Annotated in this window: 22 protein-coding genes, 1 tRNA gene and 1 pseudogene; 19 read left to right on the forward strand and 5 right to left on the reverse strand. The window is 34.7% G+C overall.

What is annotated here, in order from left to right; genetic code table 11:
- Nucleotides 1-95: 95 nt before the first annotated feature.
- On the reverse strand, nt 96-1,238 hold the full coding sequence (locus MK119_RS07875; RefSeq protein ID WP_290672692.1) for an acyl-CoA dehydrogenase: 1,143 nt from the start codon (nt 1,236-1,238) through the stop codon (nt 96-98).
- A gap of 146 nt (nt 1,239-1,384) precedes the next feature.
- Between MK119_RS07875 and MK119_RS07880 the strand changes: the two genes are divergently transcribed.
- The 9 genes from MK119_RS07880 to MK119_RS07920 all read left to right on the forward strand — a co-directional run bounded on the left by MK119_RS07880 (nt 1,385) and on the right by MK119_RS07920 (nt 9,037).
- Nucleotides 1,385-2,467, forward strand: a complete 1,083-nt coding sequence (locus tag MK119_RS07880; protein ID WP_290672694.1) for an anhydro-N-acetylmuramic acid kinase — start codon at nt 1,385-1,387, stop codon at nt 2,465-2,467.
- 91 nt (nt 2,468-2,558) lie between these two features.
- Nucleotides 2,559-3,785: a Glu/Leu/Phe/Val dehydrogenase dimerization domain-containing protein gene (locus MK119_RS07885; RefSeq protein WP_290672696.1), complete on the forward strand. Its 1,227-nt coding sequence runs from the start codon at nt 2,559-2,561 to the stop codon at nt 3,783-3,785.
- A gap of 21 nt (nt 3,786-3,806) precedes the next feature.
- A complete protein-coding gene (gene nhaD / locus MK119_RS07890) occupies nt 3,807-5,225 on the forward strand; it encodes a sodium:proton antiporter NhaD (RefSeq protein ID WP_290672699.1) in 1,419 nt (472 codons plus the stop codon).
- A 64-nt stretch (nt 5,226-5,289) separates the two neighbouring features.
- The gene (locus tag MK119_RS07895; RefSeq protein WP_290672702.1) at nt 5,290-5,976 is read left to right on the forward strand and encodes a MotA/TolQ/ExbB proton channel family protein; all 687 of its coding nucleotides are present in this window, start codon (nt 5,290-5,292) and stop codon (nt 5,974-5,976) included.
- A gap of 9 nt (nt 5,977-5,985) precedes the next feature.
- Nucleotides 5,986-6,372, forward strand: a complete 387-nt coding sequence (locus MK119_RS07900; RefSeq protein ID WP_290672705.1) for a biopolymer transporter ExbD — start codon at nt 5,986-5,988, stop codon at nt 6,370-6,372.
- The gene (locus MK119_RS07905; RefSeq protein WP_290672708.1) at nt 6,372-6,632 is read left to right on the forward strand and encodes a hypothetical protein; all 261 of its coding nucleotides are present in this window, start codon (nt 6,372-6,374) and stop codon (nt 6,630-6,632) included. Before MK119_RS07900 ends, MK119_RS07905 begins: the two co-directional genes overlap by 1 nt.
- A 133-nt stretch (nt 6,633-6,765) precedes the next feature.
- Nucleotides 6,766-7,521, forward strand: a complete 756-nt coding sequence (locus tag MK119_RS07910) for an energy transducer TonB (protein ID WP_366512783.1) — start codon at nt 6,766-6,768, stop codon at nt 7,519-7,521.
- 153 nt (nt 7,522-7,674) lie between these two features.
- Nucleotides 7,675-8,895 (forward strand): folylpolyglutamate synthase/dihydrofolate synthase family protein, encoded by a 1,221-nt coding sequence (locus tag MK119_RS07915; RefSeq protein WP_290672711.1) that lies wholly within the window; start codon nt 7,675-7,677, stop codon nt 8,893-8,895.
- A gap of 67 nt (nt 8,896-8,962) precedes the next feature.
- Nucleotides 8,963-9,037 (forward strand) — tRNA-Val (locus tag MK119_RS07920).
- Between the two features lie 55 nt (nt 9,038-9,092).
- On the opposite strand, the gene murF is transcribed toward MK119_RS07920, so the two are convergent.
- Together murF and gldJ are read right to left on the reverse strand one after the other, a co-directional pair.
- Entirely contained in the window at nt 9,093-10,364 is a 1,272-nt protein-coding gene (murF, locus tag MK119_RS07925; protein WP_290672714.1) for a UDP-N-acetylmuramoyl-tripeptide--D-alanyl-D-alanine ligase, read from the reverse strand.
- A gap of 81 nt (nt 10,365-10,445) precedes the next feature.
- Nucleotides 10,446-12,124 (reverse strand): annotated as a pseudogene (gene gldJ / locus MK119_RS07930) (gliding motility lipoprotein GldJ).
- Nucleotides 12,125-12,349: 225 nt separating this feature from the next.
- Between gldJ and porU the strand changes: the two are divergent.
- The 9 genes from porU (at nt 12,350) to MK119_RS07970 (ending at nt 23,737) form a co-directional block, all read left to right on the forward strand.
- Entirely contained in the window at nt 12,350-16,225 is a 3,876-nt protein-coding gene (gene porU / locus MK119_RS07935) for a type IX secretion system sortase PorU (protein ID WP_290672717.1), read from the forward strand.
- A 38-nt stretch (nt 16,226-16,263) separates the two neighbouring features.
- Complete coding sequence (porV, locus tag MK119_RS07940) at nt 16,264-17,505, forward strand: type IX secretion system outer membrane channel protein PorV (RefSeq protein WP_290672720.1); 1,242 nt, start codon at nt 16,264-16,266, stop codon at nt 17,503-17,505.
- A 266-nt stretch (nt 17,506-17,771) separates the two neighbouring features.
- A complete protein-coding gene (gene cdd, locus MK119_RS07945; RefSeq protein ID WP_290672723.1) occupies nt 17,772-18,254 on the forward strand; it encodes a cytidine deaminase in 483 nt (160 codons plus the stop codon).
- A gap of 252 nt (nt 18,255-18,506) precedes the next feature.
- Nucleotides 18,507-19,505 (forward strand): pyruvate dehydrogenase (acetyl-transferring) E1 component subunit alpha, encoded by a 999-nt coding sequence (pdhA, locus tag MK119_RS07950; protein ID WP_290672725.1) that lies wholly within the window; start codon nt 18,507-18,509, stop codon nt 19,503-19,505.
- Between the two features lie 6 nt (nt 19,506-19,511).
- Entirely contained in the window at nt 19,512-21,155 is a 1,644-nt protein-coding gene (locus tag MK119_RS07955) for a pyruvate dehydrogenase complex dihydrolipoamide acetyltransferase (protein ID WP_290672727.1), read from the forward strand.
- Nucleotides 21,156-21,228: 73 nt separating this feature from the next.
- Nucleotides 21,229-21,477: a hypothetical protein gene (locus MK119_RS24265; RefSeq protein ID WP_366512784.1), complete on the forward strand. Its 249-nt coding sequence runs from the start codon at nt 21,229-21,231 to the stop codon at nt 21,475-21,477.
- Between the two features lie 71 nt (nt 21,478-21,548).
- Nucleotides 21,549-22,178 carry a M20/M25/M40 family metallo-hydrolase gene (locus MK119_RS07960; RefSeq protein WP_366512786.1) on the forward strand — a complete coding sequence of 210 codons (630 nt, stop codon included), beginning with the start codon at nt 21,549-21,551 and terminating at the stop codon, nt 22,176-22,178.
- 107 nt (nt 22,179-22,285) lie between these two features.
- Complete coding sequence (locus tag MK119_RS07965) at nt 22,286-22,966, forward strand: SDR family oxidoreductase (RefSeq protein ID WP_290672730.1); 681 nt, start codon at nt 22,286-22,288, stop codon at nt 22,964-22,966.
- A 102-nt stretch (nt 22,967-23,068) separates the two neighbouring features.
- Nucleotides 23,069-23,737: a YceI family protein gene (locus tag MK119_RS07970; RefSeq protein ID WP_290672732.1), complete on the forward strand. Its 669-nt coding sequence runs from the start codon at nt 23,069-23,071 to the stop codon at nt 23,735-23,737.
- Here the strand turns inward: MK119_RS07970 and MK119_RS07975 are convergent.
- Both MK119_RS07975 and MK119_RS07980 read right to left on the reverse strand, forming a co-directional pair.
- Nucleotides 23,708-23,998 carry a hypothetical protein gene (locus MK119_RS07975; protein ID WP_290672735.1) on the reverse strand — a complete coding sequence of 97 codons (291 nt, stop codon included), beginning with the start codon at nt 23,996-23,998 and terminating at the stop codon, nt 23,708-23,710. The genes MK119_RS07970 and MK119_RS07975 overlap by 30 nt on opposite strands.
- 205 nt (nt 23,999-24,203) lie before the next feature.
- Complete coding sequence (locus MK119_RS07980; protein WP_290672737.1) at nt 24,204-24,950, reverse strand: thioredoxin domain-containing protein; 747 nt, start codon at nt 24,948-24,950, stop codon at nt 24,204-24,206.
- Nucleotides 24,951-25,174: 224 nt separating this feature from the next.
- Between MK119_RS07980 and MK119_RS07985 the strand changes: the two genes are divergently transcribed.
- Nucleotides 25,175-26,677 (forward strand): ferritin-like domain-containing protein, encoded by a 1,503-nt coding sequence (locus tag MK119_RS07985; RefSeq protein WP_290672740.1) that lies wholly within the window; start codon nt 25,175-25,177, stop codon nt 26,675-26,677.
- Nucleotides 26,678-26,681: the final 4 nt, after the last annotated feature.

The following is a 26,681-nucleotide window of genomic DNA, read 5'->3' on the forward strand; positions in this document are numbered from 1 at the left end:
TAAATGTTCCTCCTAAAGTACTTTTTTGTATGACATAAAAAAAGTGCATTTCAAAAAAATGCACTTTCTTTTATATAATGTATGTTATTTTGAGTCTATTCTCTGATAACGCCTCTTGAAATTACGATTTTTTGGATTTCAGAAGTTCCTTCGTAAATCTGAGTAATCTTGGCATCACGCATCAAACGTTCTACATGGTATTCTTTTACGAAACCATTTCCACCGTGAACTTGAACAGCTTCTACAGTGGTTTCCATTGCTACCTTAGAAGCATATAATTTTGCCATGGCGCTCGACATGTCGTAGTTATTACCTTGGTCTTTATCCCAACCAGCTTTCATTACTAAATGACGCGCTGCTGTGATTTCCGTGTACATATCAGCTAATTTGAAAGCAATAGCTTGGTGATTGCAAATTTCAGTTCCAAATGCTTTACGCTCTTTCGAATATTTTAAAGCCAATTCATAAGCTCCAGAAGCAATTCCTAGGGCTTGTGCAGCAATTCCAATACGTCCACCAGAAAGAGTTTTCATAGCAAACTTAAATCCGAAACCATCTTCACCAATTCTATTTTCTTTAGGAACTTTTACATCATTAAATTGTAATGTATGTGTATCACTTCCGCGGATTCCTAATTTATCCTCTTTTGGGCCAATATCAAAACCAGGAGTTCCTTTTTCTACGATAAACGCGTTGATTCCTCTGTGTCCTTTATCTTTATCTGTTTGAGCAATTACTAAGTATACATCAGCACGTCCACCACTTGTAATCCAGTTTTTTGTACCATTAATTACATAATGATCGCCCATGTCAATCGCTGTAGTTCTTTGTGAAGTTGCATCACTTCCAGCTTCAGGCTCACTCAAACAAAAAGCACCAACATTTTCTCCAGTAGCTAACTTTGTTAAATATTTTTGCTTCTGCGCTTCAGATCCATAGGCTTCTAAACCATAACAAACTAATGAGTTATTTACAGATACAATTACAGAAGCAGAAGCATCAATCTTAGATAATTCTTCCATAATTAAAATGTAAGAAATCGTGTCCATTCCACTTCCTCCATATTTCGGATCTACCATAATTCCCATAAAACCTAATTCGCCCATTTTACGAACCAACTCATTTGGAAACTCTTGTTTATTATCGCGTTCAATTACTTCAGGAAGTAATTCCGTTCTTGCAAAATCTCTCGCTGCATCACGAATCATGATGTGTTCCTCTGTAAGATTAAAATCCATAATCGTATATTGTATTAGAAAATTTTTAAAAAAGTCGCACAAAGATAATTCTAAAATAGCAGATTTTCAATAATAAGCGGTTATTTTTAAGAATTCTTAATTTATCTATGTGTAAATTATGAATCTTGTTAGAAAGTGAATTTAAAATGACAAATTTTGAATACATTTACAATATGAGTCTGTACAAAGTGATTGGTGTCATGTCGGGAACTTCCCTCGACGGAATTGATCTTGCCTATATACATTTCGAAAAAACAACACGCTGGAAATTTGAAATTCTGGTAGCAGAAACGATTCCATATCATAAAAAAATACAAGCAAAACTTCAAGAAGCTATTGGTTTTAACAACAAGGATTTAGGAGAGTTTGATGTTGGTTATACAGAACATTTGGCAAAAGTTATCAATGCATTTATAAAAAAATATGCGATTGCTGAAATAGATGCTGTGTGCTCGCATGGACATACGATTTTGCATCAACCAGAAAAAGGAATTACATACCAAATTGGCAATCTGGAGATTTTAGCAAAATTAATTCAACAGAAAGTAGTGTGTGATTTTAGAGTCCAAGATGTGGAACTTGGCGGACAAGGAGCTCCATTAGTTCCGATTGGAGATGAATTGTTGTTTTCCGAATATGACTATTGTTTGAATTTGGGTGGATTTGCAAATGTATCTTTTCATAAAGAAGGAAAACGAATTGCGTATGACATTTGTCCCGTAAACATTGTGTTGAATAAATATGCCAAACAATTAGGGGTTGATTATGATAATAAAGGAAAACTGGCTAAATCTGGAAATTATTTATTAAGTTTAGGTGAGGAATTACACAATCTACCATATTACAAACAGAAACCTCCAAAATCCTTGGGATTGGAATGGGTTCAAGAAGAAATTTTTCCACGATTAGAATCGGCTAAAAGAAAAGAGATTGATTTGTTGCGGACGTTTACAGAGCATGTGGCAAGGCAATTAGCAAAAAACTTTACAATTAGATCAAAGGTTTTAGTCACTGGTGGAGGCGCATACAACGATTATTTGCTAGAAAGAATTAAATATCATAAAGAACTCGATTTGGTAAAACCTGTCAACGAATTAGTAGAATATAAAGAGGCACTTATCTTTGGTTTTTTAGGTGTATTACGCTTGCGGAATGAGGTAAATTGTCTGAAAAGTGTTACAGGTGCATCCAAAGATCACGGTTCGGGAAAAATTTACAATTATCATTAAGTTAAATTGTCTTAAATGTATGCTTCTAAGAAGCGAACAATTTTTATATTTGCTGGAATACAAACTATTATAGTACACAAAATACATATACTTGAAAGAATTACTTAAAATATACGAAAACAAAGCACCTGAGATTGTTTTTAACTGGAAAGATCCGGAAACAGACGCGGAAGGTTGGACAGTTATCAACTCACTACGCGGAGGTGCTGCAGGAGGCGGAACACGCATGCGCAAAGGATTAGACATGAATGAAGTGCTGTCGTTAGCAAAAACGATGGAAGTTAAATTTACAGTGTCAGGACCTGCTATCGGAGGTGCGAAATCTGGAATCAATTTTGATCCACATGACCCAAGAAAAAGCGGTGTGTTAAAGCGTTGGTACAAAGCAGTAGCGCCTTTATTAAAAAGTTACTACGGAACTGGAGGAGATTTGAATGTTGATGAAATTCACGAAGTAATTCCAATCACAGTAGACAGTGGAGTTTGGCATCCGCAAGAAGGTGTTTTTAATGGACATTTTAAACCAACAGAAGCAGATAAAATAAACAGAATCGGACAATTGCGTTTAGGAGTTATCAAAGTGATAGAAAGTCCAGTGTTTTCTCCTGATGTTTCTCGTAAATATACAGTCGCTGATATGATTACAGGTTTCGGAGTAGCCGAAGCTGCACGTCATTTTTATGATATTTATGGTGGATCTATCAAAGGAAAACGAGCTATTGTTCAAGGTTTTGGAAATGTTGGAGCAGCAGCAGCGTATTACCTATCGCAAATGGGGGCAAAAGTAGTTGGAATCATCGACCGAGTTGGAGGTGTGATCAATGAAGAAGGATTTTCTCATGAAGAAATCAAGGAATTTTTCTTGAACAAAGATGGAAATACACTGGTGGCAAATAACATGATTTCTTTTGAAGAAATGAACCAACGCATTTGGGAGTTACCAACAGAAATCTTTGCACCATGTGCGGCATCACGATTAATTACGCAAGAACAGATAGATAAAATGATCGATACTGGATTGGAAGTAATTACCTGTGGAGCAAATGTGCCGTTTGCAGACAAGGAAATCTTTTTTGGACCAATCATGGAGCATACAGATCAAAAAGTGAGTTTAATTCCAGATTTTATCTCAAACTGTGGAATGGCACGCGTTTTTGCCTATTTTATGGAACGTAGAGTTTCTATGACTGATGAAGCTATCTTTGAAGATACTTCTAAAATCATCAAAAAAGCATTACAAAATACATTCAAGAAAAATGCTTCAAAAGTAGATGTAAGTAAAACTGCTTTTGAAATTGCATTAAAAGAATTAGTCTAACCATCAACTTAAAATACAGAAATGGAATCAGCAATAATAGCCGTATTTGTCTTAGGATATTTAGCGATAACCTTAGAGCATAATTTAAAAATTGACAAGCTTATTCCCGCATTAGCCATGATGGCAATTTGTTGGGCATTCGTCGCTTTCGGAATCGAAGATTTTCAAAATTGGTTTGACTCTGGAGCACATGCATTAGTCGGTGGAGAAGGCGGTTTTGGAGAGCTCGCCAAACCTGAAAAGATGCACATGATGGAAGAAGGATTGTTGCATCACTTAGGGAAAACCGCAGAAATACTGGTATTCTTACTTGGAGCAATGACGATTGTAGAGATTATTGATTATTTCAATGGTTTTGCTACAATCAAAGGCTTCATTAAAACCCGAAGTAAAAAGCGTGTCCTTTGGATTTTTGCATTTTTAGCATTCATCTTATCAGCTATTATTGATAACCTTACGGCAACTATTGTACTGATTTCAATTTTACAAAAAATTATCTCTGATAGAAACATTCGTATTTGGTATGCAGGTTTAATTATTATTGCAGCAAATGCAGGTGGAGCATGGTCGCCAATTGGAGATGTAACAACAACTATGTTGTGGATTGGAGATAAAGTATCTACAGGAAAACTATTTGGTTACTTATTCTTACCATCTTTATTATGTATGATCGTGCCAACATTTATTGCTTCTTTCTTAAAGCCATTTCAGGGAAGTTTGCCAGAAGAAGAAGGTGTTGAAGAAAATAAGCCACACCGTTTTGGGCCAACAATGTTATACTTAGGATTATCTGCAATTATTTTTGTGCCAATTTTTAAAGTAGTAACACATTTACCCCCTTATGTAGGGATGATGTTGTCATTGTCGGTAGTGGCAATATTTGCAGAAATGTATAGTAATTCAAAATTCACGATGGCAGTTGTAGGTGCTAATGAAGGTCATGAGCATGAAGAAGCTGGATCTACACATCACAGTCCTGTGCATCATTCTTTATCAAAAATTGAATTGCCAAGTATCTTGTTCTTTTTAGGAATATTAATGGCAGTAGCAGCATTAGAATCTTTAGGCTTGCTATTTGGTTTTGCTGATTGGTTAAAGACAGCTACGCCAGGATTAGGAACAGAAATGGATCCTAACGGGGTTTCAGATTTAGTAGTAATGGCATTAGGAGTTGGATCGGCAGTAATTGATAATGTACCCTTAGTAGCAGCTAGTTTGGGAATGTTTACAGAACCATTAGATCATCAATTATGGCACTTTATAGCTTTTGCAGCAGGAACTGGAGGAAGTATGTTAATTATTGGTTCGGCGGCAGGAGTAGTTGCTATGGGAATGGAAAAAATAGATTTTTTCTGGTATCTCAAAAAAATATCTTGGTTAGCCTTTATCGGATTCCTTGTTGGTTCGGTAGCTTTCATGATAATACGAACCTTATTTTAAGTCTGTAACGAGTATACTTAATTAACAAAAACACCGTTATTATAGTCTAAATCAAAAAACAACTATGTTATTATTTCAAACCCCAACAACACCTGTTGAAGATCCAGAAAGCCAAGAAAAAACCTTTTCTATTATTCAATTAATCATTGATGGAGGAATAGGGAGTGTTATCATTATTAGTGTGCTTTTAGTATTGCTTGCAGTAGCTTTATATATTTATTTTGAACGTACATTTGCTATTAAATCAGCGTCTAAAATTGATAAGAATTTTATGAATCAAATTCGGGATAATGTCTCTGCTGGAAAACTAGATGCAGCCAAGATGTTATGTGCACAAACAGATTCACCAGTAGCAAGATTGACCGAAAAAGGAATTTCTCGAATAGGGAAGCCGCTGGAAGATATTAATAAGGCTATTGAAAATGCAGGAACATTAGAAGTATATAAACTAGAAAAGAATGTAAGTATTCTAGCAACCGTAGCAGGTGCGGCACCAATGATAGGGTTTTTAGGAACTGTAATTGGTATGATTATCGCTTTCCAAGAAATGGCAACCAGTGGTGGTCAGGCAGAAATGGGATCATTGGCAGAAGGTATTTATACAGCAATGACAACAACGGTTGCTGGTTTAGTAGTGGGAATTATTGCGTATATTGGGTACAATCACTTGGTTGTGAAGACGGACAAAGTGGTGCATCAAATGGAAGCAAATGCAGTAGACTTCTTAGATTTATTAAATGAACCTGTATAATAAAGTTCTATGAAGTTAAGAGGTAGAAATAAAGTAAGTCCAGAATTTAGCATGTCGTCCATGACAGATATTGTATTCTTGTTATTGGTATTCTTCATGTTGACTTCTAACTCACCAAATGCACTTGATTTACTCTTACCAAAAGCAAAGGGGAAATCAACAAATACACAGAATGTTTCGGTTAGTATAAAGAAAAACCTCCAAGTGTATATTGATGCAGACCGAGTCAGAGAAGGGCAAATAGAATCAAAATTGAAAGCAAAATTAGCAGGGCAAGAAGCGCCAACCATTATATTGAGAGCTGAAGAAGGTGTTCCTATTGAAAAAGCTGTAAATATTATGGATATCGCTAATAAGAACAAATATAAAATCATTCTAGCTGTTCGACCTCAATAATGAGTTTGCTTGAAACGAGGAATAAAAAATTTAATTTACCCTTCGTTTTTATTGCAGGTGTAATTTTTCTTTTAGGATTGGCATATTTTGCAAATTATTTAGAAAATTTATCTCAAAAAAACATAACAAATGTTGAGGTTAAGTATACAGGAGATGAAAAAAGAATAAAAATTCAAGTTCAAGAAAATGCAACTATTCTTCTAGATGGAACGAGAATTGATGCAACTCAACTTGAAGAGATACTAAAAAATACAATTTGACGGTTATGCAAATCCAGTCATTAGTATAGAAGTGGTAGAGAATGTTTCGATATCAAACACTATCAATATCATGGAGATTGCAAGAAAAAATAACTATAAAGTCATTCTTGAAGAAGCATCAAAATAAAGCATTATGTCAGTATTTGATACAGAGCACAAACGAAAATCGGCAACAATAACTACAGTATTGATGGTTATATTATTAATACTAATGTTCATATTTGGTAAAACATATATGGATCCGCCTATTGAAAGTGGAATTGCTGTAAACTTTGGAAATACAGATACAGGAAGAGGTGAAGTAGAAACACAGAAAAATCCAAAACCCGTAGCAAAAACTTCAGAACCTGAGGTGGTAGAGGAACCTGAGGAAACAGAACCTGTAGAAGAAACACAGCCTGATACATCATCAGAAGAAGTAATAACGCAAGATTCTGAAGAAGCTATTGCGATGAAAAAGGCGGAAGAAGAAAAGAAGCGTAAAGCGGACGAAGAAGCTAAAAAGAAGGCAGAAGAAGAGCGTATTGCAAAAGCAAAAGCGGAAGCAGAAGCAAAAAAGAAAGCTGAGGAAGCTAGAAAAAAAGCTGAGTTTGATGCATTGACAAAAGACTTAAATAGCGATGGTGGAACTGGTAGTGATGATGGAGAAGGAGAAGGTCCAGGAGATGGAGATGGAAACAAAGGGCATCCTGACGGAGATCCGTATGCGGCAAGTTATTATGGGCAACCAGGTTCAGGAGACGGCGGTGCAGGTGGTTATGGTTTGCGTGGAAGAAGCAAGTTAAGTGGCCAAGCTGTTCAGCAAGAATGTAATGAATATGGGAGAGTGGTAGTGCAAATTGAAGTAGATAGAAGCGGAAAAATTATCAGTGTCAATGCTGGTGTATAAGGTTCTACAATTACAGCACAATGCTTATTAGATGCGGCTGAGAAAACGGCTCGTACATATAGATGGAATAAAGATGATAAAGCGCCTAAAAAGCAAGTAGGGTTTATCGTTGTGAAATTCAATCCGAATTAAAAAAAAGCATATCATTTTTTAATGACAGATATACAAGCCTTATCATGGTTGGAAGCCCAATATGAAACTTCTTATCAAAAAAAAGGTGCTTCAAACAATTCTGAAGCTTGGGATTTAGTGAAAATAACCAAGTTTGCAGAACATTTAAAAAATCCTAATTCAGCATTTAAAAGTATACATGTGGCTGGAACCAATGGAAAAGGTTCTACAAGTCACATGATTGCTTCCATATTACAAGAAGCAGGTTATAAAGTTGGTTTGTATACATCTCCGCACTTAAAAGAGTTAAGAGAACGTATCCGTATCAATGGTCAAATGATTTCTGAAGATGCAACTGTTGAGTTTGTGAAAAGCTATCATCAATATATAGATTTGGAGAAACTCTCTTTCTTTGAATCAACTGTGGCGATGGCATTTCATTATTTTGCTCAACAAGAAGTGGATATTGCAGTGATTGAAGTAGGTATGGGTGGTCGTTTGGATTCTACGAATATCATTATGCCGGAAGTAAGTGTTATTACCAATATAGGTTTTGATCATGTGCAATTTTTAGGAAATACATTGTCTAAAATTGCAGCTGAGAAAGCTGGAATTATCAAGAGTCATATTCCGGTAGTAGTTGGCGAATATCATGAAGAAACGTTTCCTGTTTTTGTTGAAATAGCTGAGAATATGAATTCAGAGTTATATCTCGCAGAAAAAACGATACAGCAATACTATCAAACAGATCTTTTAGGTGATTATCAGCAGAAAAATTACAAATCTGCAGTACAAGCTATTCGGTTGCTAAAAGGCTTTCAAATAGAAGAAAAACATATTAAAAATGGGTTATTGAATGTAATTTCTAATACAAATCTGCAAGGAAGATGGCAAGTCTTAGCAAATCACCCAAAAACAATTTGTGATACGGCGCATAACAAGGAAGGTTTGCAAATAGTAATGGAGCAATTGCAAAAAGAAAATTTTCAGCAATTACATATTGTGTTTGGAGTTGTAACTGATAAAAATCTAGAAGAAATATTTCCGTTATTTCCAGAAAATGCAATTTATTATTTCTGTAGTCCAAAAATAGAGCGCGCACTAAATGTTTCAGAATTACAGCAAAAAGCAGCAGTGTATGATTTAAAAGGGAGTGTATATGGTTCTGTTTCAGAAGCCTATATGACTGCGCAAACAAAAGCTACGAGTGATGATCTTATATACATTGGCGGAAGTACATTTGTCGCAGCAGAAATACTTTGAAATTTTTATGTTTAAATTTTGCTAGATATAAAATCTATTTTATATTTGCATCCGCATTAAGCAATAAGGGTGATTAGCTCAGTTGGTTCAGAGCACCTGCCTTACAAGCAGGGGGTCACTGGTTCGAATCCAGTATTACCCACAAAAAAAAGCTTCTTATTACAAGAAGCTTTTTTTAGTTTATATCGGTTGGGATGTTATAGTAAATCTAAAATTCGTTCCAAAGCCATTCCACGCGAACCCTTTATTAGCAAAGTGCTATTTTGTATTTCTGGAAAATGACCTTTTAAAGATTCGAATGTATTGTGAATACTAATATTAGAATGTTTGCTTTCGGTAACTCCAAAATTTTCTCCTATTAAATAAATATGATCAATTGCTAACGAACCTGCATATTCATTTATAAACTGATGTTCTTCGGCGGCGCTTTCTCCAAGTTCAAACATGTCGCCTAAAAAAGCAATTTTAGTTGTGTCTGTTAAGTTTGAAAAATTATCTAAAGCAGCTTTCATGCTTGTAGGATTCGCGTTGTACGCATCTAAAATAATTTTATTAGAGTTTTTATGTTTAATTTGTGATCGGTTGTTAGAGGGGATATAAGTTTCAATAGCAGCTTTTATTTGTGAAAGCGTTACATTGAAATATGTTCCGATGGCGATAGCTGCAGCTATATTTGAAAAGTTATAGCTGCCGATTAATTGACTTTGTATTTCTATGTTATTTACGATAGCTTTTACCATTGGATTTGCGTTTAAGAAACGGATAGTAAGTGCATGTGTGTCTGAACTTCCAAACGTGTAATTCTTTGCGTCTCGGGTTCTTTCTACTTGTTTAGGGTCATCTCCATTCACAAAAATAAGTTTGTCATTAGCTTTTAGATGATCGTAGAGTTCGCTTTTTCCTTTAATAACACCTTCAACACTGCCAAAACCTTCTAAATGCGCTTTTCCGAAATTTGTAATATATCCATAATCAGGTTCGGCAATGTTGCTTAAAAACTCAATTTCTTTTTGATGATTTGCGCCCATTTCTACGATTCCAATCTCGGTTTTGGATGTCATGGAAAGTAGTGTAAGTGGAACACCTATATGATTGTTTAAATTGCCTTTTGTGGCAGTGGTTTTATATTTTAGAGAAAGCACTGCATTGATGAGTTCTTTTGTAGTGGTTTTTCCATTACTTCCTGTGAGACTTATGATAGGAGTGTTTAATTGCTTACGATGATGATTGGCTAGTTTTTGGAGTGTTTCTAAAACGTTTTCTACAAGAATAGTATGTGTTTTTAGTTCGTATTCTTTTTCATCGATTATGGCGTACACAGCTCCTTTCTCTAAGGCGTCTTTTGCGTATTTATTTCCATTGAAGTTTTCTCCTTTTAATGCGAAGAAAATACAGTTAGGGGCGATGTTTCTTGAATCAGTCGAAACTGTCGGGTATTTTTGAAATATAGAATATAATTCTTTGATCATTTATGCGTAATTAAATAAAGTTAAAACGAAAAAAAGCCCTGATATGGTCAGGGCTTTTTTTAATACACAAAAGTGTGTTTATTATTTTCTTGGACTCTTTCTTCCTTGCGCTTTTGAACCTACTCTTGACATTGCAAATCTAAATCCGATGTAAGAAGTTGCCATGTATTCAGGGAAAGCTCTTCTTTGTGCAGGGTCAATCCAGTATGCTCTATCTTTCCATGAACCACCTTTGTAAACTCTGACGTTGTCATCAATTAAAGTAGTTCTTGTGTTAGATTTGTCATACTTTCTTAACATTCCAGTTGAATCAGAAGATACAACGTGCTTTGGAGCATTATACATTCGTTTCGCATCCATTTTTCCATTTTCAGCATCTTCTTCGTTAAATAAGTCAAAGTATCTTGAAGAAGAAACATCACCATCGCGATAGTTTCTGTTGTCAGACTTGTCAAAGTTAGTTCTCAAATATGTTTCATTTTCATTAACTGGAACTTGTGCTAATTGACCAGGAAGGTTTCTTGGCATAATTCGTCCATTTGCTAAGGTATCTTGAACCATTGTTTCAGTTGTTACAATCTCAGCTTTGCCTTCTTGGTTGATTTTGTTTTTAGTGTAAACGTTACCACGATAGTAATTGAAGTCACTTGCTTCGTCATCTACAATTGGACGATAAACATCAGAGACCCATTCTGCAACATTTCCTGCCATATCATATAACCCAAAATCATTTGGTGGGTATGACTTTACACGAGCAGTTATATCCGCACCATCATCAGACCATCCAGCATTTCCACGATAATCACCCTTTGAATTCTTAAAGTTTTCTAACTGATCTCCACGTCTTTTTCTGTTTCCACTTCTTGTGAATTCACCTTTCCATGGATATTTTTTTCTACCACGTACGTTGTTATACTCTCTTAATCCATCTAAACCTTTAGCTGCATATTCCCATTCAGCTTCTGTTGGTAAACGGTATTCTGGTAAAATAACCCCAGAAGTACGTTTAGCGTATACGTTTTTATCTACGTCTGCAGAATCTTTTTTCTTATTTGATTTTTCTGCAATCCTTCCTCTGTACTCGTCAATCTTACCACCGTACGTTTTTGTAGGGTCGGTTAAATATGCTTCTGTACTGAATGTGCTTTCAGGATTTAAGCTATCAACAGACTTTGCTCCTTTGGCAATATATCCTTCGCGTTCTAATACAGCTTCGTTAACTCTATCAGTTCTCCACTGGCAGAACTGTACAGCTTGAATCCAGTTTACACCAACTACAGGATATTCAGCATATCCAGGATGTCTTAAGTAGTTAGTAGTCATTGTTTCGTTAAATCCTAAACGATTTCTCCAAACCAATGTGTCTGGCAATGCACCAGTATAAATGTTTCTGTAGTTTTCTTCTTCTGGAGGGAAAACAGTTTTTGTCCAATATAAGTACTCTGTGTACATTAAATTAGTAACTTCTGTTTCATCCTGTAGAATGACTGTACGTGTTGTTGGTTTGGGGTATTGTTCCAATCGTGCATAGGGTCATCCTGAGTTTTTCCCATTGTAAAAGTTCCACCTTCCACAAATACTAATCCAGGAGCAGTTTCCTGATCTTTGTATTTTGTGTTGGCTGTGAATCCTCCATCTTTACCATCAATACGCCAGCCTGTGGCTTTTGAAGTATTATTTGATGATGATCTTTTACAGCTAAAAAATCCTAGTGACACTACTGCGACAAGTAGCATAATTCTTAATGTTCGCTTTTTCATAGTCAAGACTTGAGTATTGAAAATTTTAGGTTTGCAATATAGCAATTAAAGGTAAAATATCAAGATTAATTTCAAAAATTAATGTGACATGCCACTTCAATTATAAATATCATATAGTTTTGATATAACGACCACAGTTGTTATTTATTATTCTTAATTTTGTTTTTTTTAAAAAACAGCTAAAACATTGAATAATATTTCAATGTATTTATCGTTAAAGATGCAATGAAAAAAACTCTTACTTTTTTATTAGGACTCCTTTTTTTAAGTGCTAATGCGCAAAACAAGCACTTTGATTTGACGTGGAGTGATGCACCAAAAGAATTTTCAAAGGAAAATTCGTCTGTGAAATTGCCAACATTTAATCAAGAATATTTTGTTAGCAATGACGATGGTACGATTAGTTTTATAGCACAATGGGATGATGATCGTTTTGTGAATAAGAATTCTATGCAGATTGAAAATGTAGTGTATGGAACTATCTCAAATCAAAACTTAGGTGAAATTGATACACAAAGATTGCCAACATCACTTCAGTCAAAAATTGTAAATTCTGGTGCCAGAGGAAAAAATGCACACATATTGATTGTGTCTCCTTTAATTAGAGAAAACGGGGTGGTTAAAAAAGTGCTCAGTTTCGATGTTAGCTATACATTTTTAGCTAGAAGACCGAATATCAGAACTAAAAACAACACTACAATTACAAGTTCAGTACTTGCTAGTGGTAACTTTTATAAATTTTCGGTAGTTGAATCCGGGATTTACAGATTAGATGCTAATTTTTTAAACCAAGTAGGTTTAAATACAGGAAGTATTGATCCAAGAAAAATAAAAATTTATGGAAATGGAGGAAGAATGATTCCTCACAGAAATTCTGAGAATGAATATTATGATGTTACTGAAAACGCAATTACAGTTTTTGGTGAAGAAGATGGAGAGTTTAATGCACAAGATTATATCTTATTTTATGCAGAAGGAAACGATGTGTTTAATCAAGACAGTCAAACACATATCAACGCATATTCTGATAAAACCTATTACTTTATTACCGCAGATGGTACAGAAGACGGGAAACGAATTCCGGAAGCAGTACAGCCGACAGCAGCGCCTGATATAACTATTACAACGTATGACGATTATCAGTTTCACGAAGTAGATAACGTAAATATTGTAAAGCTTGGAAGAAGATGGTTTGGTGACGTATTTAATATTGAAACAGAACGTACTTTTAATTTTACATTGCCGAATTTAGTTACTTCTGAACCTGTTCGTATTGGTATAAAGCCTGCGGCAATTTCTAATGGTATTACAAACATGAATACCATTATTAATGGACAGCCAGCAGAAAATATCAATGGACAACCTGCATTTAATTTTACATTCCCACAAATCAATGATTCAAGATTAGCAACAGAACACAATGTAAGTGGTGTACCTGCTAATAGAAATGGATTAATCATAGATGATGTAAATCTAAGTTCTAACGATTTAAATATTACATTGAATTATCAAAATAATGGAATTGCAGGTTCTATTGCATATTTAGATTATATCTCAGTGGAATCAAGGCGTACACTGATGGGAATTGATGATCAATTCAAATTCAAATATAATGATGCTCGAAATATTGTAGGAACTGGAGAATTTGTCATTTCAAATGCTACAAAAGTTTATGAAGTTTGGGATATTACAGACATCTGGAATGTAACAAAAGTGACAAACACTGATGCTTCGGTAATTTTCTCTTTCAAAGCACCTATGGGAGAAATTAGACAATATATTGCTGGAGATACTTCTCGATTTTTAATTCCAACCATTGAACCGAATAATCAAGTGCCAAATCAAGATTTAAAAGGATCTATTTTTGCAAATGGCGATGTGGAATACATTATTATTTCTCCTGAAAATTTAGCTTCTCAAGCAGAGCGTATTGCAGAATTTCACCGAGGAAACTCAGGAATGAATGCGCAAGTAGTAACACTTAAAAATATTTACAACGAGTTTAATACTGGAAATCCAGATATTGGAGCTATTCGTAATTTCCTAAAGTATGTATACGACAATGCTACGGTACCAGAAAATCGCCTAAAATATGTGTGTTTCTTTGGCGATGCCTCGTATGATTATAAAAATAGAGTGCAAGGAAATACCAATATTGTTCCTGTTTTTCAAGCGTATGATAGTTTTAACTTGACGAGCGGTTTTATGACTGATGATTTCTATGGAATGATGGACGATGATGAAGGGACAATGGCTGTGACTGATCGTTTAGATATCGCATTAGGAAGAATGTTAGTGCTTGATCCAAATCAGGCAAAAAACATTGTAGATAAAACTTTAGTATACTACAGTAAAGAGGCTTTTGGCCGTTGGAGAAATACCGTAACGATTGTTTCTGATGATGCAGAAAACAACTCAGATAAAGACTTAGAAGTTGATTTAGATGCTCTTGGAGATGTAATATCCACCGAGAAGCCATTTATCAACATCTCAAAAATACATTCAGATGCCTTTCAGCAGCAATCATCAGCAGCTGGTGAGCGTTATCCAGAAGTAAATGAGGCAATCAAAGATAATATTGCATTAGGATCTTTAGTAGTTAACTATTTTGGTCATGGTGGCGAAGATGGACTTGCTGGAGAACGAATTTTTGAAAAAGGAGATTCGCAAGAATTAGCGAATGATTGTCGCCTTCCTTTATTTATTACCATCACTTGTGAATATACACGTTTTGATAATCCTTTGCGTGAAACCGCAGGAGAATTCATGTTTTGGAATGAAGGCGGAGGAGCAGTTTCGCTGCTTACGACAACTCGACAAATATTCCAAAATGTTGGAGTAAGTATCAATGAATTGCTGGCAAGATATCTATTTTCGTATGGCTCCAATGAATATGAACCAGTGTCAGAAGCGTTACGTTTAACAAAGAACTTAGTAACGACTACCAACAAAAGAACGGTTTTCTTTATTGGAGATCCAGCAATGAAATTGGCAATTCCAAGACCAAGAGTAAATCTTACTGCTATCAATGATGTGCCAATTACACAACCTACAGATACACTCAAAGCGTTGAGTAGAGTAAAAATGGCGGGTAACATTACAGACGACGCAGGAAACTTAATGAATACCTATAACGGAACTGTTTTTTCAACGATTTATGATAAAAATATTCAGCGTCAGACCTTAGCAAATGACTTTCCTTTTGTGATGGACTTTGAAACGCTAGGAGAAATTATCTTTAGAGGAAAAGCAGAAGTTGTGGAAGGTGAATTTGAATTTGAATTTGTAGTACCGCGAGATATTACAATTCCTGTTGGGAATGGTCGTATCAGTTTCTATGCAGAAAAAGAAGGTGTTTTAGAAGATCATACAGGGTATAATGATAGTTTTAAGGTTGGAGAACTCAATGAAGATGCGCCTGAAGACAATGATGCACCAGTAATTAACCTATTCTTGAATGATGAAAGTTTTGTTTCGGGAGGAATCACTAATGAATCCCCTTTCTTATTAGCCAAACTATCAGATGCTAATGGAATCAATACGGCAAGTGGAATTGGTCATGACATTGTTGCTATTTTAGATGGAGATGAAGTCAATCCAATTGTTTTAAACGATTATTACGAAACCGAATTAAACGATTACACGCGTGGAACAGTGAAATTTCCATTGCGTGATTTAGAAGAAGGAACACATACATTATCACTCAAAGCGTGGGATGTATATAACAATTCTTCAACAACAGAAATACAGTTTACAGTTTTCAATGAAAACAACTCACTCACTATTACGAATGTGTTAAATTATCCAAATCCTTTTGTAAGTTATACAGAATTTTGGTTCAATCACAATAGTTCCAATGAACTTGATATAATGATTCAGATTTTTACAGTTTCTGGAAAAGTAGTACGTACTTTAGTAGGCAAAACTAATGCAGGTGCTAGTAGTAAAGATTTTAGCTCATTGTCAAGAGATATTGTCTGGGATGGAAAAGATGATTTTGGCGATAAATTAGCAAAAGGAGTCTACGTATACAAGATTACCGTAAAATCTCCGTTAACTAATCAGAAAGTTGAAAAATTTGAAAAACTTGTAATACTATAAATAAAAACTATATTTGTTAAAATTTAACTGAATTCTGAATGAAAAAGATATTTTTATCCTTATTTATTTTAATCCCATTGGGAATGATTGCACAAACTACAGTTGTGAATCCAAATGATACTAGAGTAATAACAACAGGAGTTCCTTTCTTATTAATTACGCCAGACGCAAGAGCAGCTGGAATGGGAGAATTAGGAGTAGCTACATCTCCAGACACTTACTCACAACAATGGAATCCAGCAAAATATGCTTTTGCAAATGAACAAATTGGAGTCGGAATCAGTTATACGCCCTATTTGAGCGACTTAGTAAATGATATATTTCTAGGAAACTTAACATTTTACAACAGAATTAGTGAAAGAAGCGCTTGGTCTGCAAGTATAAAGTACTTCAGTTTGGGAGAAATTGAAATTATTACGCAACAACAAGCGGACATAGGAAACTTTACACCGTTAATTGAAAGACCTAACGAATTAGCAATTGATGCGTCATATGCATTACGTTTAAGTGATCAATTCTCTATGTCGGTAACAGGTCGTTTCTTACGTTCTGACTTGAAATTGCAATCGCAACCAGATGTAGAAGCCAATGCAGCGAGTACATTTGCAGTAGATATTGCTGGTTACTATCAATCAGAAGAAACTGCATATGATAGTTTCAACGGACGTTGGAGAGCAGGATTCAATATCTCAAACTTGGGTCCAAAACTAAAATATGACGAATTAGGTCAAGAAAACTTCTTACCTACGCAATTAAAATTAGGAGGTGGATTTGACTTCATCTTTGACGAATACAACAAATTAGCAGTAAGTGTTGAAGTAAACAAATTGTTAGTGCCAACACCACCAAAACTCGGATTTGTTGATTTAGATGATGATGGAAATCAAGATACAGACGATTTGTCTACACCTGACGTAAATGAAAATGAGCCAACAATCATTGTAGAAGGTCAAGATGATGACGTAAGTTTTGTTTCTGGAATCTTCCAATCATTTGGAGATGCGCCAGGAGGTTTCAGTGAAGAATTAAAAGAATTTACCTATGCTTTAGGAGCTGAATACTGGTATCAAGATTCATTTGCATTACGTGCAGGATACTTTAATGAAAGTGAAATCAAAGGAGCTAGAAAATTCTTTACGCTTGGAGCAGGATTCAAATACAGTGCAGTAAAAATTGATGTATCATATCTATTCTCTGCATCTAAAGTTCGTAATCCATTAGAGAATACATTGCGTTTTTCTTTAACATTTAACTTAGGAGATACCTACGACGAATTATAAAATTCATCACATAAAAATATCACAAAAACCTTTCAAACTATTTGGAAGGTTTTTTTGTTTCTACAAGACTTTAAACCTCGCAAAAAAATAAACTTTCAAAAAACAAATCCAAAATTCAAGAACTTAAACATTAGTAAAAATAGAATCCAATGCCTATTACCTAAAACCAAATGCCAGAATTGAAGGCAATTCCATAAATAATCACTATATTTCTAAGCTGATTTGATCTGAATGGATCAACACATGATAAAGAAAATAAATTTCACATGCAGGAAATAAAAATTACAGCAACACTTACGTGTTACGATCATATAGAGGAACTTCCTCAAAATATACAAAAGCTAATGGAGCATGCAGTAGAAGCTCGTAAAAAAGCCTATGCACCATACTCTAAATTTAGAGTGGGAGCAGCATTGCTATTAGAAAATGGAGTTGTTGTTACGGGAAGTAATCAAGAAAATGCAGCCTATCCATCTGGATTATGTGCAGAACGTGTTGCTATCTTTCACGCGGGAGCACAATATCCAAATGTTAAAATCCAGCAGATAGCCATTACAGCCACTTCGGACAATCATATCAATAAAACACCAATTCCACCATGTGGCGCATGTAGACAATCGATTGCAGAGTATGAAATGCGTCAAGATGAAGCGATCGAAATTTACTTTATGGGCGCAGAAGGAAAAATCATGAAATCAAATTCCTTAAAAGATTTATTGCCGTTAGTTTTTGATAAATCGTATTTATAAAGTTTGAAAAAAAAGCGAATTATTTAAGAATATACGATCAAAAAAAGGTTTGTTGATAACTTTACTTTTTTCGAAAACGTTATCGAAAGAATAAATCATGTTAAAAGAGCGATAATTTGCTATTACATTTTTTCACTTCTCATTAAAATAGTATTTTTGTTAATCGTATATCGAACAAACAACAACAAATAATAAACCCTAAAATGGTTTTTCGGTTTTCAAAAAATCACAAAACCAACCAATTTGAAATAAATGGAAAAAATCACTAAAGAAGTATACCTCAAGTGGTACGAGGATATGTTATTTTGGAGAAAATTTGAGGATAAACTTGCTGCCGTATACATTCAGCAAAAAGTACGTGGATTTCTTCACTTATACAATGGTCAGGAAGCTGTGTTAGCAGGATCATTACACGCAATGGATTTGTCAAAAGATAAGATGATTACTGCCTACAGGAATCACGTACAACCAATCGGTATGGGCGTTGATCCAAAAAGAGTGATGGCAGAATTATATGGAAAAGCTACCGGGACATCACAAGGTTTGGGAGGTTCTATGCACATTTTCGCACCAGACAAAGGGTTTTATGGTGGTCATGGAATTGTAGGAGGGCAAATTCCTTTAGGAGCTGGACTTGCTTTTGCAGACAAATATTTTAAAAGAGAAGCAGTAACTTTATGTTATATGGGTGATGGAGCGGTTCGTCAAGGTTCATTGCATGAAACTTTTAACATGGCAATGAACTGGAAACTTCCTGTAGTATTCATTTGTGAAAACAATGGATACGCAATGGGAACTTCTGTTGAAAGAACAGCAAACCATACAGATATTTGGAAACTTGGGCAAGGATATGAAATGCCTTGCGGACCTGTAGATGGGATGAATCCAGTAAAAGTTGCAGAAGCTGTAAGTGAAGCTATAGAAAGAGCTAGACGTGGTGATGGACCAACATTCTTAGAAATGAAAACCTACCGTTACAGAGGACACTCAATGTCTGATGCACAAAAATATAGAACAAAAGACGAAGTAGCTGAATACAAAAAAATAGATCCTATTACGCAAGTAAAGGATATTATCTTAGAGAAAAAATACGCTACAGAAGATGAAATCGCAGAAATGGACAAGCGAGTGAAAGCTTTAGTAAAAGAATGTGAAAAATTTGCTGAAGAATCTCCATATCCAGAAAAAAATGTAATGTACGATACCGTATACGAACAAGAAGATTATCCATTTTTACCTCATAAATTATAATAAAACATGGCGGAAATTATAAATATGCCGAGACTAAGTGACACCATGGAAGAAGGTGTTGTGGCATCATGGTTAAAACAAGTAGGTGATAAAGTTGAAGAAGGTGACATTCTCGCAGAGATTGAAACTGATAAAGCAACAATGGAATTTGAATCTTTCCATGAAGGAACGTTACTTTACATTGGAGTTCAAGAAGGAGAAACAGCACCAGTTGATTCATTATTAGCCATTATTGGTGATGCAGGAGAAAATGTAGATGCCTTGGTAAAAGGTGGAGCAGCTCCACAAAAACAGATAGAAGCAAAAGAAGAAGTTAAGCAAATAGAAGCACCAAAAGCTAGCCTTGAAAAAGTAGAAATGCCAGCGGGAGCAATCGTAGTAACAATGCCACGATTAAGCGATACCATGGAAGAAGGAACTGTTGCTTCTTGGTTAAAACAAGTTGGTGACAATGTAGAAGAAGGAGATATTCTTGCCGAAATTGAAACAGATAAGGCTACAATGGAGTTTGAATCTTTCAATGAAGGAACATTACTATACATTGGAGTTAGAGAAGGAGAAACAGCACCCGTAGATAGCGTTTTAGCAATTATTGGAAAAGAAGGAACTGATGTTGATACGGTTCTCAAAGCAGCAGCTTCAGGAGAATCTTCTACAAATGAAAGTACTCCAGAAGCGGGAAAAGAAACAGTAGAAGCAAAAACAGAAGCGCCAAAAGCAGTTTCTGGAAACGCATCTTCAAATGGTAGAATCATTGCTTCACCATTAGCAAAGAAAATTGCAGCAGACAAAGGAATTGATCTTTCACAAGTACAAGGAACAGGAGATCACGGACGTATCATAAAGCGTGATGTGGAAAACTTTACGCCAGCAGCGACTGCAGCTCCAGCTCCAGCAGTAAAGACTTCAAGTCCTGCTCCAGCAGCAAAAGAACCTGTAGCAGTAACTCCATTTGTGCCAGCAGGAGAAGAAAGCAGCGAAGAAGTGAAAAACTCACAAATGCGTAAAACAATTGCACGTCGTTTAGGAGAATCTAAATTCTCAGCGCCACATTACTACTTAACAGTAGAATTGGACATGGACAATGCAATCGCTTCTAGAAAAACAATTAATACAATTCCAGATATCAAAGTGTCATTCAATGATATGATCGTAAAAGCCTGTGCAATGGCATTGCGTAAACATCCGCAAGTAAATACTACTTGGAATGATACTACTACAGAATATCACAAACATATTCATGTTGGTGTAGCCGTAGCAGTTGACGAAGGATTGTTAGTTCCTGTATTAAAATTTGCAGACCAAATGAGTTTAACTACCATTGGTGGAAAAGTACGTGAATTGGCAGGAAAAGCTAGAAATAAAAAGATTTCTCCAGCTGAAATGGAAGGAAGTACATTCACTATTTCAAACTTAGGAATGTTTGGAATCTTAGAGTTTACTTCAATCATCAATCAGCCAAACTCAGCAATCTTATCTGTAGGAACTATTGTTCAAAAACCAGTAGTGAAAAACGGAGAAATTGTAGTTGGAAATACAATGAAAGTAACATTAGCCTGCGACCACAGAACAGTAGACGGCGCAACAGGAGCACAATTTTTACAAACTTTAAAACAGTACGTAGAAAATCCTGTGACAATGTTAGCATAATCATAAATCACATCGAAAATCCCACGAAAGTGGGATTTTTTGTTTACATTCATCATCAATCAAAAAAATACTCATGAAACATTTAAAAAACATACTTGCTATTTGTCTTGTTTCACTTGTTATCTTCTCGTGTAAAACCAAAGAAGTAGTTATAGAAGCGCAAGAAGTAGACGATATTGTAACCTATTTGGCTTCTGATGAGTTGGAAGGAAGAGATACGGGAAGTGAAGGAATTGAAAAAGCGGCTACCTATATTGAAAATTACTTTAAAGACTTAGGTGTAAAGCCTTTTTTAATACGGATCGTGATAATTTTGAGGTAAAAGGAAAGAAAGCGTTTAATGTAATTGGATACTTAGAAGGAAACAATACAAGCCTAAAAAATGAATATGTAATCTTAGGAGCGCATTACGACCATATTGGATTTGCCGAGGAAGTAGATGGTGACAAGATTGCCAATGGAGCCAATGATAATGCTGCAGGTGTAGGAACTGTAATGGCAATGGCAAAATACTTTGCCAAAACGAAAAGCAACAAAAGAAGCATTTTATTCACCTTATTTTCTGCTGAAGAAAAAGGATTGTTAGGATCAAAATACTTAGCTGAAACTTTAAAAAAGGAAGATTTAAATTTATACTTAATGTTAAATTTTGAAATGGTCGGAGTTCCTTTAATAAACAAAGATTATGTAGCATATGCTAGTGGATATGAAAGATCGAATCTTGCTGAAAAAATGAATGAATATGCAGGGAAGAAAATTGTAGGATTCTTTCCAAAAGTAAAAGAGTATCAACTATTCTACAGATCTGATAACTACCCATTCTTCAAAGAATTCAAGGTGCCTAGTCACACATTCTGCACATTTGACTTCACTAATTTTGATCATTATCATAAAGTAGGAGATGAGGCAGATATTATGGATTTTGAGCACATGGCAAATTTTGTAAATACATTTCTCCCAGCAGTAAAACAGGTAATAAATACGGAGACACAGGAAATTAAAATGAATCCTGATACGAAGTAATTATTTCATTTTATGAGTATCTGATTATACAATTTAAACCAAAAAAATACTTCAAGTACACTTAGCAAAGTCAAAGTGTATCGAGAAATACCAGAAAAAAAATAAAAATGAAAAACGTCATCATCACAGGAACAAGCCGCGGAATTGGTTTTGAACTCGTACATTTATTTGCCAATGCAGGATATAATGTCTTGGCGTTATCGCGAAATGAAAAACCAATTTCAAATCTCACCTATGATAATATTACCTCTTTTGCTTTCGATTTATGCAAGCCAGAAGATTACGGTAGAGTTACAGATTTTGTGAAAGAAAACTGGAGACGAGTTGATATTGTAATCCACAATGCGGGTTCATTACTTAACAGACCATTTGCAGAAACCACTATGGAAGATTTCGAATGGATTTACAAAGTAAATGTATTTGGTGTCGCAGAATTGAGTCGTGTACTATTACCATATATGGTTTCGGGAAGTCATGTTGTAACCATAAGTTATATGGGAGGAATTCAAGGAAGTATGAAATTCCCAGGATTGGCAGCCTACAGCTCTTCTAAAGGTGCTGTAATTACTTTGGTAGAATTATTGGCAGAAGAACACAAAGAACAAGGAATCGCTTTCAATGTGCTTGCTTTAGGTGCCGTGCAAACTGAAATGTTAGAAGAAGCTTTTCCGGGGTACAAAGCTCCATTATCAGCGTTGGAAATGGCAGAATACATTTATGACTTCTCATTGAACGGAAACAAATACTACAACGGTAAAATAATGCAGGTTTCGAGTTCTACACCTTGATTTTAAGTGTGTAAAACTACTTTTTGACACTTTTTTTACATTTGATTGACATATGGAATAGGCGATTCAGTCTATATTCGTTGAAATGTAAAAAATAAAATCATGAAGAAAGTCAGAAACATCGTGTTATCATTAATTGTATTAATAACTGTATTAGTAGTTAGTGGTTACACAAAAAGTGAATCAAATACGGAACAAAAAGAACATCTTTCTTCAATAGAAAATAAAGAACAACAGACCATAAATCTATTTGTTACACACGGGCACTGCAGTACACCATTTGCTGGAAATGTAAGTAATCTTCAATTGAATCTGTATGCCGGTAGTGAACTAAAAAATCCCATAGAAGATATGGATCTTTCGTTTGAAGTAGATCCAAATACATTTAATGTTTGCAGATCTGAAGAATTAACTCAAAGTATTAGAAGACCTGGTTTATTTGTTGGAGAACAGAACGAAAAAATCACCTTTATATCTACAAATGTATATACGATGGGATTGGACTGGTATGAAGTAAATGGTAAAATGTCTATAAAAGGAATTGAAAAAGAGGTGAAGTTTTTTGTAACAGGCATACGTGATCCAAAAGAAATTATGGCAAGTTCTTTAGTGTTAAGCGGTCAAGTAAACTTATTCGATTGGGGTATTGACTATGACAAAATTGTAAATGGAAAATCGGATGCAGTGTCTACAAAATTATTGTATTTAAATATGAAAATTGATACACAAAAGTATCAAACCTCATTTGTAACTGTGAATATGAAGCAGTAGAAATTTATATTTTTCTAAAAAAGGAGGAATAAATTGCGAGCCACTTCCATCATGTAATATCTCATCAATGACAATGCAAGTCATGAGAATTTCAGCATGATTTTCATTTTCTTTGATGTCAACGCTATAACTATCGCGAAAAGTAAATAATTTTTTACTAATAGTTGCTACTTCACGGTTATTTCGCATAAACGAAAATTCGTGTCCCCAAAAAGAGCCTTCAATAGCATAGTCATTAGATCCGGGAATGTCTAAGGTCAATTTCTTTTTAAACCAACTCCATGAGTAAGTGTTATCAAAAGCAATTCGCTCATAAAACCATCATAGAATTCCGTATCTATCGACATAATATATATCAGAATTTCCTTTTCTATAAATAAGAAAAAAAGAATGCATTTAAAAATCATCCAAACTAAAAAAAGGAAGCTAATTTAGCTTCCTTTCATAATTTTTATATGTAATAGAATTACATTTCTTCAATAATTTTTTCAATCAACTCTGTGGTTGAAGTATATGCAAGGCCTTCTTTTTTAGCAATATCAATTGCTTGTTTGGCTCTCTTTAATGCTTTGTTATAATTCCCTGTTTTATATAATAATGCTGCATGTGTATCTACATTATAATAGTTTTTTTCTAGCTCAATAGAACGTTCTACAGCCTTGATGGATCTTAGTAAAATCTTCACATTATCTTGTGTTTTATAAGCATTCCAAGCTAGAGAATTCAGTTTAGAAGAAGAGTTCCAAATTGAATCAATATTTGCTTGACTAAAATCATTTACATCAAAACTATTGCCATCTGTTTCCGTAGATTCGATGACTGTTTCTTCTATTTCAACTTCACTTTTCATGTATTTTTTAATCAAACCTTCCATACGCACTTTACTCATCGCTCCTTCAATTTGTTCTAAATTAGAGCTGTTTTTAATGAATAAATACGTTGGCATAGCGGAAATTTCTAAAGCGTCATCTACCTGACTTTTATCTACGTCAATCTTATAAAAATCAACGCGATCTTTGTATTTGGCATCCAACTCTTTCATAATTGGATCCATACGTTTACAAGGTCCACACCAAGTTGCATAAAAATCTAACACTATCAATCGATCATTGTTTACGAGTAGCTTTGATTCAGCATCATCGTCAGATAGCTCAGTTTGCGCAAAGGAGGGAATTGCAAAGCAAAGCATCAATAAAAGCAATACTTTTTTCATAAGAATAAATTTAATTTGTTTTAAATGTAACATAAAAAAATCATGCCAAAAAATTTTATTAATTATTTTGGTGATTAGATATTTTCTTAAATATCAAACGATTAATTATTATTTGAATTGTATCTAAATTAGGTTCGTATGTGTGAATTACGTAATTCTACTTGGCTTTTTTGAAAAAACATCCGTTAAATTTATGGATACCATATAACAAAACTAACCACATTATGAATGGATTACTCTTTCAGTTACCTAAAACGGTAACTAAGTCAAATCTCAAACAAGCAATGCAACAAGCTATTGAAATTGAGATTGCTACGATTCCCGTCTACTTATACACCTATTATTCCATAAACAGAGTTCCTTGTCAGTCTGGTATAGAAACCCAAATTCTAGCAGACATGAAGGCAACTCAAAAAGGAAAGAAAAACAGAAAAACGGATGCGCAATTGCAAGAAGCAGCACAACAGTTAGCTTTGGATATCATGGTTTTTGCCAACAAAGCAGGCGCATTGATTATGAGTGTTGCCGTAGAAGAAATGTTACACATGTCATTATCTTCAAATATTAAAAATGCATTAAAGCCTCCGTATGGTGGTACTCCAGAATTGGTCGGAAAAACACCAAAAGTTTGGCCAGCATATTTGCCAGGACACATCCCTGGATTTCCAATTAATCGAGGGAAATTAAACAAAGAACAATTACATGCTTTCCTATTAATTGAAAGTCCATTACCATTTACAGGCGGAAAAGAAAAAGGGAATGCCATTGAATACACAACAATTGGAGCATATTATGATATGATTATAAAGTGTATAAATGACGAGTTAAAAGACTCTGATTTTAATGGTGATGCTCCACAATTGGTGCCTGGGAAAGGATATTATGCGCAAAATAATATCGATACAGTATATTACGATAAAGATCATAAAGCACAGTTTCCAAATGATGAACACAGTGGTGGATTGATTCATGTAAAGGATAAAAAATCTGCAGTGTATGCGATGGACGAAATTGTTGAACAAGGAGAAGGTGCAAGTTTCGAAATAAATATTGACGGAAAAAAAGATAAAATAGTAGGCGATCATTTAACACCTACTGGAGAAGTTGTGTGTCCATTATTCCCTTTAGGAAGCGGAATGACAAATCCGTTAGATTATGATGATCATGAGGCTGACCATGAATTATCGCATTTTGATAAATTCTTAGAAGTGTACTGTACGATTGAACGTAAAAATCACGAATTAAATACTTTTCTAAACACGAAAGATTTTGACTTTACGAAATACTTTGTAAGAGACCTTCCAACCAATCCAAGCACTTCTGATTATCCAAAAGCAATTCAAGATGTTTCCAATCTAACGAATGCAATTTATACATACATCTTTGTGATGGCAGAAGCATGTTATAAAACTGCTGGTCATAAACAATATGAAATCTTTATGTTTGGAATTCACAAATCTATGATTTGGTTATTAGACAATTTGTGTGGGACAATGGCAAAATTAAATTATACAGATAGTCATGGTCAAACGCAAAATGTTGCGGCAACTCTAGAGGATTACAATTTTGATCCTTCATCAAGTCCAAAATCTCAAATAATCGACTTAGCAGGAATTGCTATAGCATCAAGTTCTATAGTCTCTCAAGGCTTATTAGATAGAATTAAAGACCTGCCAGATGTGCCTTTAGAAGCTTATTTAGTTGAAAACAATAAAGGGATTATGTAATTTA

Origin of the sequence: Kordia sp. (assembly GCF_022447245.1) — a bacterium.
Classification (GTDB): Bacteria; Bacteroidota; Bacteroidia; order Flavobacteriales; family Flavobacteriaceae; genus Kordia.

What these genes read in the sequence shown, in the direction of transcription:
- MK119_RS07980 (WP_290672737.1), bottom strand. Translation starts at nt 24,950, where the DNA reads ATGAAAAAAGTATTGCTTTTATTGATGCTTTGCTTTGCAATTCCCTCC.
- MK119_RS07905 (WP_290672708.1), top strand. Translation starts at nt 6,372, where the DNA reads ATGAGTTTGCTTGAAACGAGGAATAAAAAATTTAATTTACCCTTCGTT.
- cdd (WP_290672723.1), top strand. Translation starts at nt 17,772, where the DNA reads ATGCAGGAAATAAAAATTACAGCAACACTTACGTGTTACGATCATATA.
- MK119_RS07985 (WP_290672740.1), top strand. Translation starts at nt 25,175, where the DNA reads ATGAATGGATTACTCTTTCAGTTACCTAAAACGGTAACTAAGTCAAAT.
- porV (WP_290672720.1), top strand. Translation starts at nt 16,264, where the DNA reads ATGAAAAAGATATTTTTATCCTTATTTATTTTAATCCCATTGGGAATG.
- MK119_RS07910 (WP_366512783.1), top strand. Translation starts at nt 6,766, where the DNA reads ATGTCAGTATTTGATACAGAGCACAAACGAAAATCGGCAACAATAACT.
- MK119_RS07915 (WP_290672711.1), top strand. Translation starts at nt 7,675, where the DNA reads ATGACAGATATACAAGCCTTATCATGGTTGGAAGCCCAATATGAAACT.
- MK119_RS07880 (WP_290672694.1), top strand. Translation starts at nt 1,385, where the DNA reads ATGACAAATTTTGAATACATTTACAATATGAGTCTGTACAAAGTGATT.
- MK119_RS07970 (WP_290672732.1), top strand. Translation starts at nt 23,069, where the DNA reads ATGAAGAAAGTCAGAAACATCGTGTTATCATTAATTGTATTAATAACT.
- pdhA (WP_290672725.1), top strand. Translation starts at nt 18,507, where the DNA reads ATGGAAAAAATCACTAAAGAAGTATACCTCAAGTGGTACGAGGATATG.
- MK119_RS07895 (WP_290672702.1), top strand. Translation starts at nt 5,290, where the DNA reads ATGTTATTATTTCAAACCCCAACAACACCTGTTGAAGATCCAGAAAGC.
- nhaD (WP_290672699.1), top strand. Translation starts at nt 3,807, where the DNA reads ATGGAATCAGCAATAATAGCCGTATTTGTCTTAGGATATTTAGCGATA.
- MK119_RS07900 (WP_290672705.1), top strand. Translation starts at nt 5,986, where the DNA reads ATGAAGTTAAGAGGTAGAAATAAAGTAAGTCCAGAATTTAGCATGTCG.
- MK119_RS24265 (WP_366512784.1), top strand. Translation starts at nt 21,229, where the DNA reads ATGAAACATTTAAAAAACATACTTGCTATTTGTCTTGTTTCACTTGTT.
- MK119_RS07955 (WP_290672727.1), top strand. Translation starts at nt 19,512, where the DNA reads ATGGCGGAAATTATAAATATGCCGAGACTAAGTGACACCATGGAAGAA.
- MK119_RS07875 (WP_290672692.1), bottom strand. Translation starts at nt 1,238, where the DNA reads ATGGATTTTAATCTTACAGAGGAACACATCATGATTCGTGATGCAGCG.
- MK119_RS07965 (WP_290672730.1), top strand. Translation starts at nt 22,286, where the DNA reads ATGAAAAACGTCATCATCACAGGAACAAGCCGCGGAATTGGTTTTGAA.
- porU (WP_290672717.1), top strand. Translation starts at nt 12,350, where the DNA reads ATGAAAAAAACTCTTACTTTTTTATTAGGACTCCTTTTTTTAAGTGCT.
- murF (WP_290672714.1), bottom strand. Translation starts at nt 10,364, where the DNA reads ATGATCAAAGAATTATATTCTATATTTCAAAAATACCCGACAGTTTCG.